Here is a 16,588-nt window from a genome sequence, read left to right on the forward strand (position 1 = left end):
AACGGGCATCGCGCCGGTGCAGCTGCGACCACGCGCATTCGCATTCGTCAGGAGGGCACATGCAGATATTCCGTCGACGTTCGCGAAGAGTCTGGGCGAGCCTGACAACTCTGATCGCAGCGAACACGGTCGTGCTCGCGCTGTCGTGCGGCGGCGACGCAGGCGACAGCGGCGGAGGCCCCGGGGCGTCGCCCTCGTCGCCCCCGTCGTCCGTGGGCGCGACGTCTCCCAACGACGGCGGCGCAGGGCCGAGTCCGACGGGAACGGCGGGCCCGGGCGATGCGTCGCTGCCGGACGGAGCAACGCGAGCCTTCACGGGCGTGCGCCCGTTCGGGCCGAAGGCTCCGTGGAACGTCCCCGTGAAGGACATCCCGGTTCATCCGCAGAGTGCGACGTACGCCGGGTACTTGTGGAACGACAATTCGACCAACGTGCCCGAACGTGACTTCGAGTTGAACTTCCGCAAGTACACGTATCCGGTTTACGACGCGACGCTCGCGACGGATTCGTACGCCGTCGTCGACCAGAACGCCTGGGGCAACCTCGGTGGAACCAGCGTTCCGTTCAATCCGGCATGGCGCCCCAACGATGGCACCGACGCGCAGCTCATCTTGCTCGATCCGACGACCGGGCGCGAATGGGACTTGTGGGGAGTCGTCGTCGACGTGAATGCCAAAAAGCTCACGATCGGCAATGGCAACCTCTGCCCGGGTGACTACTTCACGAACGATTGGGACGACCCGAAGACGAAGTGCACGGGGTCTCGAGGCGTGGGGATCAACTACCTCGCGATGCTCGTTCGCCCGTGGGAGATTGCCCAGGGCAAAATCGAGCACGCGCTCTCGCTGCCGATCGTCGGTACGTCGGGCACCACCTTCGTCGCCCCCGCCACCAAGCTCGAACATCCGGGAAAAGCCGGGAACATTCCCGAAGGCATGCGCTTCGCGCTGAACGTCAGCGAGCAGGACATCGACGCGTACGTGGCCACGTTCACGGGTATCCGCCCCCAACTCAAGGACGCGCTTCGCGTGATCCTCGTTGCTCTGAAGGACTACGGCTGGTTCGTCACCGACACAGCCGGTGGTACGGCGTTCCAGTTCGAAGCGCCCGAGTCCGCCGCAAGCGACTGGCAGAATGCAGGCGTCTTGCCGGCGCAGAGCAGTGGTGGGCGGGAGCTCCCGAGATTCCTACTTTCGGGCTTCATCACGCAGACCCGCATCGCGGCCTACGTGCCCAGCGATCAGTATCCCTGACGAGCTTGTCGTCCGAAGATCCCTATCCGATGTGTTGACAGCCCGAGGGGCGAACGCGGGCGCAGCAGCTGAACTCGGCTCGCTCGAGGGAAGGCGACGCTGGCACGCGGTTTCGATCCCCCGAGCTTGTTGAGAGCTCGGCCATGCCCGGCGAGCTCTCAAGGTCGCCGCGGGTTACGCCCGGACGAGCAACGCGGCCATGAGGGCGCCGACGACCGACAGGAGGAGGACGACGAGGGCCGCGGCAAGTAGCGGCGAGGCTCGCCGCGCCGGGTGTCCGAACCAGCGACGGTTGAAGTGCCCGAGCCCGAGCATGCCGGCGAAGGTGATCGGCAGCGCGCCGAAGTTGCTGCGCATCGGGGTGAGCGCCGTGAGGAGGAAGGCGGTCAGCGCGAAGGCGGTCACGACCACGACGAAGCCTTGCGCTGTCCTTCGCGTGCGATGGAAGTTCCATCCGAGGAGCGCGGCACCGGCGAGAGGCGAGGCGAAGAAGGTCGCGATCGCGATGGCGCGCGTCGCGAAAAGTGCGACCGGTTCGTTCGAGCGCGGTCCGTCCCATGCAATGGCTCGCGCGCCGAGGCCTTCGGTGATCCATGCCACCGGGTCTTCGGCGTGGGCGAGGCCGATGCGATTCGGGGAGGCGCCGTCGTTCGAGACGAGCGTGGCCTGCTCGACGTCGACGTGGATTGCCTGCACGAACGTCGTACCCTTCACGGGGGTCGTATACGTGGTGAGGAAACGCTCGTCTTCGGGCGTCCTCGGGCCGCTCGCGAGCGCAACGAGGGTGATGCGAACGAGCGGGGCGCCGAACGTACGAAGGGTGAGTGGAGCTAGCGCGAGCACATCTTCGAGCGGGGCGGAGAACGTCGGAAGGCGACCACCGGTCCGATGGGGAGCCATCGCACTGGCAGCTTGGCCTTCCGGATCGACGTGATCGATCAGGAGGACCAGGTCGTGAGGTCGAGCTGCATCGCCCTCGCGGAGATACGCGGCCGTGACGCTGCGGCCCAACGAGCCCAGGGAGCCCAACGAGCTAGCCTGCGCGTCCGCTAGCGGGAGAGCTGCGAAACCCCGCGTGGTCAGATACTGTTCGAGCGCCGTGTTCCGCATGACCGGGGTGCGTAGCACATCTCTCGCGCGGTCGAAGGGCGCGGACATTGACCCAAAAACACCGCCTTGGTAGGTATTTTCGACCGGCAGAGCAGTGCCGGACCCTTCGACGTGCGCGAGCTTGAGGAGTGCGGAAGGATCACGCGTTCCGGCAGGGGCCGGCTGTTCACGTAGCGCACGTAGCCCACGGCGCACTCGCCGTGCTCGTCGCGCTCATGACGAGCGGAGCTGGTGAGCGGAGCGCGCAAGCCCAGGTCGCGGAGCACGAGCGGATCCAGGTCCGGTACGACGCCCACGCGAGCTGTCCGCCGGAAGGCGAGTTCGTCGGCAACGTTCGTCGCTACACGTCGCGGTGGGCGCTCGCCGACGAGTCGGTCGATGCTCGTCGCTTCCACGTGACGCTCGAACCTCGTGGCGACGAGTTCGTCGGCACGCTCGCGATTGCGCCCAAGGCCACGAGCGGAACGGACGAGGTGGCAACGCGCGAGATCGTCGGCCCCGATTGCGACGTCGTCGCGCGCGGGATGGCGGTGGCGATGGCCGTCGCGATCGATCCTCAGGCGCTGTTCGGGAGTGATTCCACGTCGAACGACGAGACGGGGCCCGGTCCCGTGGAGGAAGCGCCGACGCCGATCAAACCTACGGCGCCTCCGCGCGAGCGACCCGTTCGCACGCTTCCGCCAGCGCCCCGTGCGCCCCTCTGGGACGTCGAAGCCCGCGTGGAGATGACATCGGCGGTGGTCACCGGATGGCTGCCGGTGTTCGGCGCGGCTATCGCGATCGATCCCTTGGCGAGCCGCGCGAAGCAGTCGTCGTGGACGTTGCCGCGGTGGGTTCGGCCGTCGATCGCGATCGGCATCCGACAGAGTCTTCCCAAGGACGTGACGGAGGACTCCATCGCGACGACCTTCTCGTGGACCGCGGGAAACGCTCGCCTGTGTCCCGTTCGGTTCGCATCGTCGAACGAGCGGCTCGAGGTCCTTCCCTGCTTCGAAGCGGACATCGGGAGCTTGCACGCCGAAGCGAGCGGCAGCCAGGACGCGCGGAGCTCGACGAAGGCATGGGTCGACGTGGGCGGCTCGGCGCGGATCCGCTGGCAGGTCTCGGGGCCATGGTTCATCGGCAGCTCGGCCATGCTGGTTGCCCCGATCTCGAGGAATCGTTTCGAGCTGGCGACCGGCGCGCTAGTTTCTCGGGCGCCGGGCATCGGTGTGAGTCTCGGGCTCACCGGCGGCGCTCGGTTCTGAGCCTTGGACGCGGAGCGGGCGCGATGCGGGAACAAGCGCGCGAAATCACTCGCTCCGTTCTTTTTTTGAGAAACGCGCCCTCGGGAAGCATCCATGTGAAATGTCCGCGTTGTCGCAAGCCATGTCCGGGGCGGATGGTCCGTCCGTGGAGGATGGCGCCATGACGGAGCAGGAGCAGCAGGCGCGGCTCCGGGCCATCGTCGAGGAGTACTTCGCGGACGTATGGCGGTTTCTGCGACACCTCGGCGTCCCCGAGAGCTCGGTGGACGACGCGGCGCAGGACGTCTTCGTGGTCGCCGCGCGGCGTATCCACGAGATCCAAGTCGGGCGCGAGCGCTCGTTCCTCTTCGGAACCGCCTACAACGTCGCGCAATCCGCGCGGCGCAGGCTCTTCCGTTCGGACGACGAGGAAGCGCTCGAACGCGCCGTCGATCGCGCCCCCACTCCCGAAGAACATCTCGACGACCAGCAGACTCGGTCCCTCGCGTTGCGGCTCCTCCAAGAGCTCGACGAGGGAATGAGGGAGGTGTTCGTTCTCTACGAGATCGAAGGACTCACGATGCAACGTATTGCCGAGCTCATGAACCTTCCTATCGGCACCGTCGGCTCCAGGCTGCGGCGCGCCCGAGAGGAGTTCCTGAAGCGCTTCGAACGTCATCGCAACAGCGTGCGAGGTGCGAAGTGAAGGGCGAACAGGATCCCCAGCGCCTCGAGCTCGAGGACCCGGAGTTCGCGCGCGTGGTCTCCGCGTTGCGCTCGAGCGGTCCCTCGAACGACGCGCTTCTGCGCACGATCGGCGCGGTCGCACGGGTTCCCGCCGCGTCCGCACCCGTCGCGCCGCGCCGCTGGCTTCGGCTCGTTCCGTGGGCGGGGCTCGGCGTGATGGTCGCGACGCTCACCGCGGTCGGCTACGAGCGGAGCAAGAGCCACGGTCCCGCGGAGGAACACGCTCCTCCCGCGAAGGTCACGACGCCGGTCGAGACCTCGGCGCCTGCCGAGAACGTCGAGCCGCTGAGCGTCGCTGCGACGAGCACCATCCGTGTCGACGACCTTCCGTCGGTCGCGCCCATGGATCCGCCGTCGACGAAGAGCGTGCCCGTCGTGAAGGCGCCGGTTTCCAAGTCGAACGCAGCGCCCGCCGAGACGACGGCGGCGCCGACCGCGCGCGCCGACGCGTTTCGTGACGAGCTTGCGCTCGTTGAGCGAGCGCGCGCGCAGTTGTCACGTGGAGACTCCGCCGAGGCGCTCCGCACCCTCGACAGCCATCGCACGCAGTTCCCGTCGGGCGCGTTCGTGCAAGAGGTCGTGGTCATGCGTATCGAGGCGCTCGCCGCCTCCGGCAATGCCGAAGCCGCACGCGCCGAAGGCACGCAATTCCTCGAGCGACATTCGACGAGCCCTTACGCCGAGCGCGTTCGTTCCGTCCTCGCCAAAGTCAAATAGTCCGATTCGACATCCACTTTCGGAAACGACCCCATGCTCATGCGACCCTTCGATCGGCGTCGGAGCGGCTTTGCCGTCGTTGCGCTGACGGCAGCCATCGCGACAGCCTTCTCCGCCTCGTGCGCGGGATTCGACGATCCCGTCGTTCTCGCGACGCCCGACCACGATTCGGGTTCTCCACCGCCGACCCTCACGCCGCCCTCGGCCGAGGCCGGTCAGGAAGACGCCGAAGCGGGCGCGGCTCTCCGGTGCATGGCCACCGAATGTCCATTTCCGTATGCCACGTGCATATCGGATCAGACCCTCACGCCTCCGTTCAAATGCCAGAACAATCTGCTGACGGACGCGGACAATTGCGGGGCGTGCGGACACGTGTGCCCGATCTATCCCGAATTCGGTGTCTTCGCGCGTTGCAGCAACGGCCAATGCGAGCCGCAGTGTGACGGCTTCCGTCGCGACTGCAACGGCGTGGCGGACGACGGTTGCGAAGTCGAGATTCTCTTCGATTCGAAGAACTGCGGCGGATGCGGAAACGTCTGTCCGGAAGGCGTGATGTGCCGCGAGGGACTCTGCGGATGTCCCGTCGGTAAGGTCGATTGCAACGGGAGGTGCGTCGACCTCACGAGCGACGACAACAACTGCGGAGAGTGCGGAAACGTCTGTGACCCGGACGCAGGCGGAGGCCCGGGGTTCCCGGGCGGGCCGATCATCATGGGCGGAGACGAGACGAACGCGTCGGACTACCCGCCGAACATGCGTATCGGCTGCAGCAATTCCCAGTGCAAACTCATTTGCAACGATCCGTTCCGCGATTGCGACGGCAAGGAAGAGAACGGTTGCGAGGTCGACGTCAAACGCCAGATCGATATCGGCCTCGCCGACCCCAAGAATTGCGGTGGTTGCGGTATCGAATGCGGGCCGAAAGAGGCTTGCCACATTCTCGACGACGGCGAAGTCAGCTGCCGCTGCGAGGGCCAGGCGACGTTCTGCTTCCTCGGTGGGAGCTATGCCTGCATCGACACCGACAACGATCGGAAGCACTGCGGCCTCTGCAATCACGCCTGTCCGTTCGTCGACCTGCGTTTCAAGCATCAGCAGGCAACGTGCACGAAGGGCCTCTGCGGAACGGAGTGCGACCCCGACTGGGGTGACTGCAACGGCAATCCTGCGGACGGCTGCGAGACGAATCTCACGTACGACGGCGCCAACTGTGGGGCCTGTGGAAATCGCTGCAACACGGGCGCTGGGCAGCCCTGTGTCGACGGACGTTGCCTCACCGAAGAGTGCGACGCCGGGGATCCGGTGACGCGATGAAGTGGACGATCGGCCTGGCGGGCCTCGTGGCGGGCTCTTCGATCTTCGCGCTTGCGAGCTGCGCGGACTCGAGCGAGGACTCCTCGAACGACGTCCTGGATGGCAGTGTGATTCCGAGCGCCGAGGCCTCCGTCGACGCGGCCGACGACGCTTGCGCAGACGGTGGGGATGCCTGCGCGGCGCCGAAGGATCCGTGCGAAGGCGCCTCGTTCTGCCCGATGATGACCGGCATCGATCCGCGGCGTGCGCTCATGGGGATCTGGGGAACGGGACCGACGGACGTATGGGCCGTCGGTACGAACGGAACGATCCTCCACTGGGACGGGACTGCCTGGGTGCTCACGCCGTCGGACACGAATCAGGCGCTCTTCGCCGTGACGGGGCGGAGTGCCACCGATGTTTGGGCGGTGAGCTCGCGCGCGGTCGTCCTGCACTCGAACGGCTTTGCGGGCGGCACCGCAACGTGGACCGCGGCGCCTCCCGTGGCAGACACCTTCAAGGACCCAAACTCGACCGTGTGGAACGAAGCCCTCCTCCTCTCCGCGCGCACGACCGCGCAGGGTGACGTCTGGCTGGGCGGAGAGCCGTATCCGGTCGTCGTCGACGACGGGGGACACGCCATGTCCATGAGCTTGTGGCGTCGCGGAGAGACCGACGGCACGACGACGTGGAACTTCGCGACCATCGCCACCAATGCCGTGACCGTGCGAGGCCTGTGGTCCGACCCCGGCGGCGACGTCTGGGCGGTGGGCGGCATGGCTCCGAACGCCGCGAAGCCTGCGGGCAGGACCTTCCACGCGACGGGAACGAACGGGCCGCGGGGCCCTGTCTGGACGGAATACGACAGCCGATCGAGCTCGACGCTCAATGCGGTCTGGGCCAGCGGCGCCGGCGACGTGTGGGCCGTGGGGGATCGCGGAACCCTCCGTCACTGGAAGAGTGCGGACCAGACGCGATGGGACATCGTCGAGTCGCCGACGGACGAAGATCTCGAAGCCATCTGGGGAAGCGCATCGAACGACGTGTGGGCAGTCGGCGGGAACGGCACGATTCTCCACTTCGACGGCACGACGTGGGCGCTCGCTCCGGGCGCATTCCCCCACGGGCTGAAACCGCATTTGCACGGAATCTGGGGCAGTAGCCCCTCGGACGTCTGGATCGTCGGCGATGGTGTCGTTCTGCACCGGGTCACGAATGTCGTGGAGGCGCCATGAGACGCGGGTGGATGCTGGTGGCGTTGGCAGCGGGCTTCGCCGCGTCCGTGAACGCGTGCAGCAGCGACGACGAATCGAACGCCATCACGAACGACGTGACGGACGATGGCGGCGCCAATGAGGCCTCCACGCTTCCGACCGAGGACGCTGCGTCCGACGCGAGTGTGGACGTGGAGACGAGCGACGCGGATGCCGCTCCGCGCACGTGCACGGACGACGGCTTCTGTCATACGGTCTTGCCGGAGCGGCTCTCCTTGCAAGGAGTATGGGGTGACGGCACGGGCGTCGTCTGGGCGGTGAGCGAAGAAGGGAAGGTTGTTCGCTGGGACGGGAAAGCGTGGACCGTCCACACCACGATCGACGGTGCGATCCATGCAATCTGGGGAAGCGGTCCCACCGATCTCTGGATTGGCGGAGACAGTGGTTTGCTCCACGGCGAAGGTCCGTCGTCGAGCCAAATCACCTTCACGCAGATTCCATCCGACTCGCGAATTCCCATTACGTCGATTCATGGATTCGGGCCGAACGACGTCTGGGCCGTGGGGGGCAACTCCGACGGCGTGGTCGAGGAGAGCCGCGTGATCCACTATACGGGACCCACGGCGGACCCCGCCGAGGCCTGGAAGCTCGACCCCGTGTCGTCCCAAGCCGTCGTGCTCTCGCGGGTATGGGGACCGAGCAAAGACGATCTCTGGCTCGGTGGAACGACCATGCTCTCGGACCCGCAAGGCGGTGTCGTCTTGCACGGGACGCCGGATGGCGCCGGTGGCCTGACCTTCGAGCCGGTCATGGTCTCCGAGGGGCGGAGCAGCTTCCTGAACATCACCGGCGGCCAGGTCTTGTCGCGTCCCTTCGTCGTCGGCAACGACTGGCTCGACCTTGGCATGGTGTGGGGCGGCCCCACCGCCGACGAGCCCTCCGTTCGGTGGGACTACGAAGTCCTCCAATGGGGACTCAACGCTCTCTGGGGCAGGTCGGACAGCGACATCTGGATTGCCGGAATCTCCGGCCGCGTGCGGCACTGGGACGGGACGGCGTGGACGCTCGCTCGCGTGACGCTCGACAAATTCCCCTTCACGAACGACCTGAACGCCATCTGGGGAATGGCGAGCGGCGAGATGTGGATCGTGGGCGCGAACACCGCTCTGCGCCGTGTTCCCTCGCTCGTTCAAGGAGATCACTGATGCTTCGCCATACACGGTTCGGGCGAACCTCGATGGCGGTGCTCGTGGCCGCGTCGTCGGCCATCGTCAACGTCGTCGCCTGCTCGGACTCCGAACAGCGTGACGTCTTTTCTTCGGAGGTCGACGCGGCCGATGCCGCGCACCTGCCCGAGACGGGGACCGAGCCGACGCTCGACGGCGGTCCCGCCGATGCCGGACCCTCGTTCGACGCAGCGAGCGAGCCGGTGACGTGCTCGGTCACTCCGTGTGCGGTGGAGCTCGCGGCAGGCGAGAACCACGTGTGCGCACGAATGTCCGCCGGCGACGTTCGCTGTTGGGGTAGCGACGATTTCGGGTCGCTGGGGCGCGGCGAACCCGATGCCGATACGCGCGACGTGTCGTTCGGCCCTCTCACGGTCGTCGAGTTGCCGAAGTCGGTCCAGATCACGGCGGCCTACCGCACGACGTGTGCCCGAGGCGAAGATGGCAGCGTGAAATGCTGGGGCGGCAACGATCGCGGCCAGCTCGGGCTCACGCCCCTGACCACCGATACGCGTGCCCATCCGCAGCCCACCGTCGTCGGACTCTCCGCGCCGGCCACGCGTATCGACATCGGCCAGCGAAGCGCCTGCGCGTTGCTCTCCACCGGCGGTCTCGCGTGCTGGGGGGCGAACGACAAGATGCAGCTCGGTCGCGAAGAGACGGGCACCACCCTGAGTCCGGGGCCGAGCAAGGTGCCCGGTCTGAAGGTGATGCGCACCGCCGCTTCCAACACGACGACGTATGCACTCACCGACGACGACAAGCTCGCGGCTTGGGGCGCGCTCGCTGCACGCGAGGGCTCGCTCGACCCCGACCCGTTGCCTGCCGTGATTCCCACGCTGAATCGCGTGACCGACGTGTCCGTCGGCCTCACCCATGCATGCGCGATTGCCGAAGGCAGTGTGTATTGCTGGGGCTCGAGCGCCAAATACGCTCTTTGCACGGGATTGCCGTCCAAGGAGACGTTGCCCGCTCACGCCGCGCTCTACTCCGACGCGTACCCGCAGCAAATCTCGGTGGCGCGCAACAATACGTGCGTTCGCCTGACGGACGGCACCGTGCAGTGTTGCGGTGACGGCTCGCGCGGGCAGCTCGGAGCGCCGCTCGCCGACGGCGGAGGCACCGTGGCCTTGTCGTTTACGAAGGCGACGAGCTTCACCGGTCACGCGGTCCAAGTCGTCACCACCGCCCAAACGACGTGCGCGCTTCTTCGCACCGGTGAGGTCGATTGCTGGGGTGGGAATCAACACGGCGAGCTCGGTCAGGGAACGGCGGACGACGATGCTCATCCGACGCCCGCCGCCGTGCACTTCCAGTGATGCCCTCGGAGAGACTTCGATGACGATTGCCAGACACAATGGGCTGTCTTTCCTGGTATCGACCGCGGCGCTCGGCGTTGCGTTCCTGGCGTGCTCGTCCTCGCCGCGCACGATCGAAGAGCCGCCTCCTCAGGAGTTCGATCACGACGCAGGCGTCGACGACGCGACGATGCAAGAGTGCAATCAGGTGCGCTGCTCGCCCGATCTGAAGAAGATCCTGCGCACCTGCCAGGGCGTCGACGAGGTCGTGACCGAATGCGGCGCAGGCCTCGGATGCGGCGACGGCGAATGCGTTCCCGCCTGCGATAGCGCGGAGCGTTCGAAGGGGTCAATTGGCTGTTCGTTCTGGACGCTCCCGCCGGAAGAGTCTCAGCTCGGGCGCGGCTCGTGTTTCGTGGCGATGATCACCAACACGTGGGACGGGCCCGTGAACATCTCCGCCGAGCTCGGGAAAGACCCGCTCGATATTTCGAAGTCCGTCTATACGGCGGAGAAGATCGGTCAGAACGTCGTCTACACGCCGCTGACGACGCCTCTCGAGTCCGGCAAGGTCGCGCTCGTCTTCCTCGCGCAGGGGCCCGGTCTCAGCGAGACGGACGAGTTCATCGCCTGTCCTCCGGGGATCGTTCCTGCGCTGAAGGAGGACCCGCTTCGCCACGGCACCACGCTCACGCGTGCGTTCCACGTGAAGACCGACGCGCCCGTGAGCGCGTATTCGATCTTCCCTTATGGCGGCGCCCTGTCCCACATGCCGGCGGCGACGCTGCTCTTGCCGGTGTCGTCGTGGGATACGAACTACGTCGGCGTGACGGGCGGAACGATTTCGATGACCGGCGGCGGCTACCCCGAAGTTCCCACGAAGACCACCCTGCAGATCATTGCCGACGAAGACGATACCGAAGTTCGAATGCGCGCGTCGGCCGACATCTCGGACGGCACGGACGTTCTGGGTACCGCGGCGGGCTACTCGCAATCGTGGAAGCTCTCGCGCGGCCAGGTTCTCCAGTTCTCGCAACTCAAGGATTTGAGCGGGAGCGCGATCGAAACTTCCAAGCGCGTCGGCGTCTTTGGCGGCACGCAGTGCACGAACCTTCCTTCGTCGTACAGCGCGTGCGATCTGCTCCAGCAACAGATGCCCGGGCTCTCGCGATGGGGAAATGAGTACACCCTCGTTTCGTACCCGTCGCGCATTCCGTCGGTGCTCGGCCAAGAGGTACCCGAGAGCGTTCCGTGGCGCATCGTCGGCGCGGTCGACGATACGCGATTGACCTACGAGCCCGCTCGCCCGGCGGGCGCGCCGGAGACGCTCGCGGCGGGACAGGTCGCCGTGTTCTGGAGCGCCACCCCCGTCGTCGTCCGCACGCAAGATGCGCAGCACCCGCTCTACGCCGGTCTCTATATGACGGGGTCCTCGTACAACGGCCTGATCACCGCCGGCGGGAATACCCAGCAGACGGAGACGACCGGCGACCCCGACTACGTGAACGTCGTGCCCGCCGATCAGTTCCTCGACCGGTACGTGTTCTTCGCCGACTACACCTATCCCGAGACCACGGCCACGATCGTTCGCCGCAAGACGGTGAACGGCTTCCGTCCGGTCGAGCTCGCGTGCGCCGGGGAGATCTCGGACTTTCGACCGCTCGGCACGAGTGGCCAGTACGAATACGCGTGGGTGCGTATCACGGGCGCCGGCGTGCCGAAGGTGTTTCCGAAGGGTCAGTGCGGGTATGGCCGTCATGAGGCGAAGAGCGAGGGCCCGTTCTCGATCACTGTCTGGGGCACCGGCGAATACGCGAGCTACGGCTTCGCCGGCGGCATGGGGAGTCGCCCCCTCCACGACGTGAAGGTCGCGGTCCCGCGCTGAGCGCGCGAGGATAGAGCGTCACGATCGAGCCCCAACGGGGCCGGGGCGCTTTCGTTCGGCATCTGCGCCAGAGTTGGGTATGACATCGCTCGATGGCGTCGCCCAAGTCACGCAAGCCGGAAGGGATCGCCCCTACGCTTCTGCTCGAGCAGGTGAAGGGCACCGCGCCGTGGGCCTTCGCGCTCGAGCCCAAGCTTCCTTCGATCGAGATCCTGTCGAAGGCGCCCGAAATCGAGGCGCGCTGGAAGAAAGGCGAGGCGGGGGAGGACTACTTCGTCGAGCTCCTCGCGGCGCACTACACGACGGTGGCAACGTTCTGCCCGACCGACGTCGACACGCGGATCCGCCAGCACGTCTGGGCTCAGCTCTCCGGCAACCGTCTCGCTTCCGCCATCGAACGCGTGGAAGAGGTCGCCACGTGGGACGTTCGGCCGGTATCGGCGCGGCACGTGGTCGTCGGCAAAGAGGTGCTCGCCGGGCATCAGGGGAATGGTTCAGCGTCATGGCGGGGGCCCTCGGGCGCGCCCTCGCGCTCTCCGACGCGCCCATGATCGAACGCACGCGCGAATGGATCGAAGCGGAGCTCGCGCGCGAGGCGAAGATCATCGATCGCGTGCGCAAGAAGGGCACCGACCAGGAGCTCCTCTCGGTCGTGACGACGGTGGCCCACAACCTCGGCGATCTCTCGCGCGTGGTGGACACCTGGCGCCCTGCGTTCGTGTCATCCGAGCTCGGTCACCGCTACCAGCGGCTCGGTCACGAAGACGGCGTGCGCCTCTTCGACGGCATCTTTCTCTACGCCGGCGATCTGAACAAGAAGCTGATGGCGAAAGAGAACCATCGCTTCCTGTCGCTTCGCTCGCCGAAGGCTCTTCGTCGTGAGCGCTCGTTCCTGCTCCCGTTCGGCCCCTACTTCTACGACTGGGGCCGCATGATCGGCAGCACCAAGCTCCTCGACGACAGCGAGCGCGCCGAGATCTTGCTCGCCCTCGCGAACATCCACGAGCGCTCGCCCGAGGAGAACGGCTGCCTTCGTGCGATCGCGGGCATTCACAGCGTACTTCCCGTCGAAAAGCTCGGACGCCTCCTCCCGCCCGCGCAGTCCGTGCTCCTCAAGCGCGGCGGCGTGCAGCTCGCCTTGCGCCAATCCGAGCCCGACTTCCTGAAGAAGTTCCACGCCGGCGTCGAACGCTGAGCGAGGCCCCGATGGGGGAACCGCGGCCGTGAAGCCGCGGCAACGAGTGGCGGCCCGAAGGCGAGCTCGCCTGTCGGAAGATTGGCGTATACATAGATCTCGGAGGGGGGCTCGCCGACGGAAGGGCGATCGAGCGAGACGGGGGCCATGCAGCCATTCGAACGGGAAGACGAGGGAGCCTATGGGCGCATTCCGAGTGAGCGTCTCCGGGCATTCACCAAGGCGCTGTGGAATGCGCTCGTGCCGGCATCGGGCGCATGCGCGTCGGTGCAAGGCGAGCTGATACGTGCGAATGACCGCCTGCAAGGCGAGTACTACCGCGAAGGCATGGGCAACTATTACGAGCCCGGCACGAACGCGAACGGCGGGCCGCAGTCTACCTACGCGTGTGCGCCGCGCGCGTTGCTCGTCTTCGTGCTCGATACGCTCGTCGAAAACCGGGGCGGAGGCCTCGATGACGACGACGTCGCGTTCTTCCAAACTACCCGACTCGCCGTCGAATCGGATTATCGAACTCGACTCCGTATCAACGAGCTCGTCTACCAGGAAGAGATCGACGGCAGGGAGCTCACCGACGCCGAGAAGACGGAGCTCGAACGTCTGGAGAGTGCCGAGGGGCGCATCCCTTGGGAGGATGTCCTCAAGCGGGCCGAGCGCTGCATCGCGAACTGGTGCATCGCCAATCCGAAGCTCGTCGACCGCCAAGGCAACGCCATCGAAGAGCGAGGCGTCGCCGACGTGAGTCACATTTTCGAGCCACCTCCGCCGCCGCCGAAGTGCTCGCGTTGCGCGGGCCGAGGTTGGCTTCCTCCGCCCGATCGTTCGTCGTTCCCGACGATGTGCTCTTGCACGTAGCGTCGGGCGTTCCGCGCTGATTGGCGCGTTTTTACAATACCGGTAGGCCGTTCCGGCGCACCTTGGGGCGCAGGAGGTTCGTCATGTCCAATGCGAAGACCTACGCCGGGTCGTGTCACTGCAAGCAGGTGCGTTTCGAAGTCACGACGGAGATCGACGGCGCGAGCGCCTGCAACTGCTCGATCTGCAGCCGTGTGGGCTGGCTCATGAAGTCCGTGCCCCCGGGCGACTTCAAGCTCCTCTCGGGCGATACCGCGCAGACGAACTACCAGTTCGGCGGCAAGTCGATGCATCATCTTTTCTGCACCACCTGCGGCATCCACGCATTCGGCAAGTATGCCCACGGCGGCGAGGAGAAGATCGTGGTCAATCTGCGATGCCTCGAAGATCTCGACGTCGACGCCCTGAAGGTCCAGACGTTCGACGGCAAGAGCTACTGAGCATTCCACCTGCGCGCGACGAGACGCGCCAAGGACCGAGTCGGCGCCCGATCCCTGGCTCGCTCGTCGAATCGCGGTGCTGGTGGGGTCACGAGGCGGGGAGGTTCTTTCCCGTCTCGAGCAGGGTCTTGAGGTCGCTGAGGACGTAGCTCCAGCCGCCGCCGGTTTCCTTGTTCGCGCCGGTCGTGATGGCCTCGGTCTTCGGTGCGCCGTCGACCTCGTGGGTGACGGTGAGCGAATGGATCCCGGGGAAACTCGGCTCGATCTCCCAGGTGAGTCGCTTGAAGCCCTCGGCCTTCATCTCCGGAGACCAGACGATGCGCCACGTCTGAACGAGCTTGCGTGGCGGGGTGCTCTCGATGACCTCGCCGTCGATGATGACGTGCGGTACGCCGTGTTGAGCCATCTCGGGCGTGGCGAATGCCTCGTATTTGCCGCCCGGGCGGAGATCGTATTCAGCGCGCGCGCAATACCCATATCGCTCGATCCATTCGGGCTTCGTAATCGCATCCCAAATGGCCTGAGCGGTGGCCTTGATGTGGACTCGGTAGACGTAAACGCGCTTTTGCTCATTGGTCGTCATCGTTGTTCTCCAGTTCCTTCTTCAGGTCCATCAAGGCGGAGACCCGCCCCTCGGTGTACTTGTCGATCCAGCGGTCGTGGATGAGTCGGATCGGGACCGGGTTGAGGTAGTGCAGCTTCTCGCGCCCGGAGCGCAGCGTCACGACGAGCCCGGCAGCCTCGAGGACTTTGAGGTGCTTCATCACCCCGAAGCGCGTCATGGAGAGCTCGGATTCGAGCTCGGTCAACGTGCGCCCGTCACGCACGAAGAGCAGGTCGAGGAGGAACCGGCGCGTAGGGTCGGCCAGCGCCTTGAAGACGCGATCGTCGTCCGTCACGGATCAGTAATATGTGACCAGTTGGTCACCTGTCAAGGCAGGCCTGTTTTTAAGGTCATTCGTGTGTGATTTCGGTGCTCGTAGCCCACGCGCGTGAGGTCGGGCTTGTGCCCGCGGCGGTTCCGGCTCACGAGGTTGGAAACGCCGTCACCGGCGCTGCATCGGAGAGCCAATGCGTACGTTGATCGTCGGTGTCGGAGCGCTCGGTGGGATCGTCGGAGCTCGACTGCAGGCGGCGGGCGCACGCGTTTGGCTGGCGACACGCGATGCGGCGTCGGCCGACCGGCTTCGTCGTTCCGGCTTGCGCGTCAGCGGAGTCGGCGGCGAGCTCGGCGTCGACGCTCCCGACGTGGCGCCGGTCGAGAGCTACCTGGCGGGCTCGGCGTTCGACCTCGTCGTATTGGCGACCAAGGCGCAGGATGCCATCGACGTTGCTCCGAAATTGAATTCGATATTGGCGCCAGGTGGAACGATCCTTCCGATTCAGAATGGCGGCGTATCGAGAATTCTCGCCGATCGACTCGGTGGCAACGTCGTGCTCGGCGCCCTCTCGAACCTCGGCGCCACCATGCGCGAGCCCGGGGTCTACGAGCAGCGGAATGCCGGTCACCTCCTCGTCGGAGAGCTCGAAGGCGGCACGAGCGAGCGCGCCGAACGTATTCGATCGTGGCTCGGTCGTGCCGTGGAGGTGAGGGGAACACCGAACCTCGAAGGTGCCGTCTGGTCGAAGTTGCTCCTGAACTGCGCGGTGACCACGCTCGGAGCCATCGCCGGGCAGGCCATGCGTGCCTACGTCGAGACGGCCGAGGGCCGTGCGCTCTTCGACGTCACCTACGACGAATCCCTTGCCGTCGCGAAGGCGAGCGGGGCGGGTCCGGAACGGATGATCGTGGACCCGATCGCGCCTGCGCGGAACACACCTGCGCGCGAGGCCTGGCTCGGTGAGGTGCTCGCTGGTTACGGCGATCTCAAGCCTTCCATGTTGCAAGACTTCGAGCGCGGGCGTCCGACCGAGGTGGACTTCATCAACGGCTACGTCGCCGACGTCGGACGTCGTCATGGCGTTCCGACGCCCGCGAACGACGCCATCGTTCGAGTCGTGCACGCCATCACGCGGGGCGAGCGCACACCCGACGCTGCGAACCTTCGCGACGTGCTCGCCGAGAGCCGTCGCGCGGGAACCTAGACGCAATGCCGTTCGGATAGGCAGACAATTTTCACAAGAAGGTC

17 protein-coding genes are annotated in these 16,588 nt (G+C 66.2%); 14 read left to right on the forward strand and 3 right to left on the reverse strand.

The window, feature by feature from the left end; translation table 11 throughout:
• The first annotated feature begins 131 nt into the window (after window positions 1-131).
• Complete coding sequence (locus AKJ09_RS32310) at window positions 132-1,253, forward strand: hypothetical protein (RefSeq protein WP_146651710.1); 1,122 nt, start codon at window positions 132-134, stop codon at window positions 1,251-1,253.
• A gap of 174 nt (window positions 1,254-1,427) precedes the next feature.
• On the opposite strand, the gene AKJ09_RS32315 is transcribed toward AKJ09_RS32310, so the two are convergent.
• Complete coding sequence (locus AKJ09_RS32315) at window positions 1,428-2,264, reverse strand: hypothetical protein (RefSeq protein WP_146651711.1); 837 nt, start codon at window positions 2,262-2,264, stop codon at window positions 1,428-1,430.
• 299 nt (window positions 2,265-2,563) lie between these two features.
• On the opposite strand from AKJ09_RS32315, the gene AKJ09_RS32320 reads away from it, so the two are divergent.
• The 12 genes from AKJ09_RS32320 (at window position 2,564) to AKJ09_RS32375 (ending at window position 14,459) form a co-directional block, all read left to right on the forward strand.
• Window positions 2,564-3,610, forward strand: coding sequence for a hypothetical protein (locus AKJ09_RS32320; RefSeq protein ID WP_146651712.1), 1,047 nt, complete (start codon window positions 2,564-2,566; stop codon window positions 3,608-3,610).
• Between the two features lie 100 nt (window positions 3,611-3,710).
• Complete coding sequence (locus AKJ09_RS32325) at window positions 3,711-4,295, forward strand: RNA polymerase sigma factor (RefSeq protein WP_146651713.1); 585 nt, start codon at window positions 3,711-3,713, stop codon at window positions 4,293-4,295.
• Complete coding sequence (locus tag AKJ09_RS32330) at window positions 4,292-5,053, forward strand: tetratricopeptide repeat protein (protein WP_146651714.1); 762 nt, start codon at window positions 4,292-4,294, stop codon at window positions 5,051-5,053. The genes AKJ09_RS32325 and AKJ09_RS32330 overlap by 4 nt, the downstream gene beginning before the upstream one ends.
• A gap of 33 nt (window positions 5,054-5,086) precedes the next feature.
• Window positions 5,087-6,367, forward strand: a complete 1,281-nt coding sequence (locus AKJ09_RS32335) for a hypothetical protein (RefSeq protein WP_146651715.1) — start codon at window positions 5,087-5,089, stop codon at window positions 6,365-6,367.
• Window positions 6,364-7,581 carry a beta propeller repeat protein gene (locus tag AKJ09_RS32340; RefSeq protein WP_146651716.1) on the forward strand — a complete coding sequence of 406 codons (1,218 nt, stop codon included), beginning with the start codon at window positions 6,364-6,366 and terminating at the stop codon, window positions 7,579-7,581. The genes AKJ09_RS32335 and AKJ09_RS32340 overlap by 4 nt, the downstream gene beginning before the upstream one ends.
• On the forward strand, window positions 7,578-8,765 hold the full coding sequence (locus AKJ09_RS53455) for a ligand-binding sensor domain-containing protein (RefSeq protein ID WP_169928040.1): 1,188 nt from the start codon (window positions 7,578-7,580) through the stop codon (window positions 8,763-8,765). The genes AKJ09_RS32340 and AKJ09_RS53455 overlap by 4 nt, the downstream gene beginning before the upstream one ends.
• On the forward strand, window positions 8,765-10,105 hold the full coding sequence (locus AKJ09_RS32350; protein WP_169928041.1) for an RCC1 domain-containing protein: 1,341 nt from the start codon (window positions 8,765-8,767) through the stop codon (window positions 10,103-10,105). The genes AKJ09_RS53455 and AKJ09_RS32350 overlap by 1 nt, the downstream gene beginning before the upstream one ends.
• Before the next feature lie 19 nt (window positions 10,106-10,124).
• On the forward strand, window positions 10,125-11,969 hold the full coding sequence (locus AKJ09_RS32355) for an IgGFc-binding protein (RefSeq protein WP_146651718.1): 1,845 nt from the start codon (window positions 10,125-10,127) through the stop codon (window positions 11,967-11,969).
• Window positions 11,970-12,061: 92 nt separating this feature from the next.
• Window positions 12,062-12,520 (forward strand): hypothetical protein, encoded by a 459-nt coding sequence (locus AKJ09_RS32360; RefSeq protein WP_146651719.1) that lies wholly within the window; start codon window positions 12,062-12,064, stop codon window positions 12,518-12,520.
• Window positions 12,472-13,164, forward strand: a complete 693-nt coding sequence (locus tag AKJ09_RS32365; RefSeq protein WP_146651720.1) for a hypothetical protein — start codon at window positions 12,472-12,474, stop codon at window positions 13,162-13,164. The genes AKJ09_RS32360 and AKJ09_RS32365 overlap by 49 nt, the downstream gene beginning before the upstream one ends.
• 147 nt (window positions 13,165-13,311) lie before the next feature.
• A complete protein-coding gene (locus AKJ09_RS32370; protein WP_146651721.1) occupies window positions 13,312-14,019 on the forward strand; it encodes a hypothetical protein in 708 nt (235 codons plus the stop codon).
• 83 nt (window positions 14,020-14,102) lie between these two features.
• Window positions 14,103-14,459: a GFA family protein gene (locus tag AKJ09_RS32375; protein WP_146651722.1), complete on the forward strand. Its 357-nt coding sequence runs from the start codon at window positions 14,103-14,105 to the stop codon at window positions 14,457-14,459.
• A gap of 88 nt (window positions 14,460-14,547) precedes the next feature.
• Here AKJ09_RS32375 and AKJ09_RS32380 read toward each other — a convergent pair whose 3' ends face one another.
• Window positions 14,548-15,042 (reverse strand): SRPBCC domain-containing protein, encoded by a 495-nt coding sequence (locus AKJ09_RS32380; protein ID WP_146651723.1) that lies wholly within the window; start codon window positions 15,040-15,042, stop codon window positions 14,548-14,550.
• Window positions 15,029-15,358, reverse strand: coding sequence for an ArsR/SmtB family transcription factor (locus AKJ09_RS32385; protein WP_146651724.1), 330 nt, complete (start codon window positions 15,356-15,358; stop codon window positions 15,029-15,031). Before AKJ09_RS32385 ends, AKJ09_RS32380 begins: the two co-directional genes overlap by 14 nt.
• A 172-nt stretch (window positions 15,359-15,530) precedes the next feature.
• On the opposite strand from AKJ09_RS32385, the gene AKJ09_RS32390 reads away from it, so the two are divergent.
• Entirely contained in the window at window positions 15,531-16,544 is a 1,014-nt protein-coding gene (locus AKJ09_RS32390) for a ketopantoate reductase family protein (RefSeq protein ID WP_146651725.1), read from the forward strand.
• Window positions 16,545-16,588 lie beyond the last annotated feature (44 nt).

It is taken from the genome of Labilithrix luteola (genome assembly GCF_001263205.1).
Lineage (GTDB): Bacteria > Myxococcota_A > Polyangia > Polyangiales > Polyangiaceae > Labilithrix > Labilithrix luteola.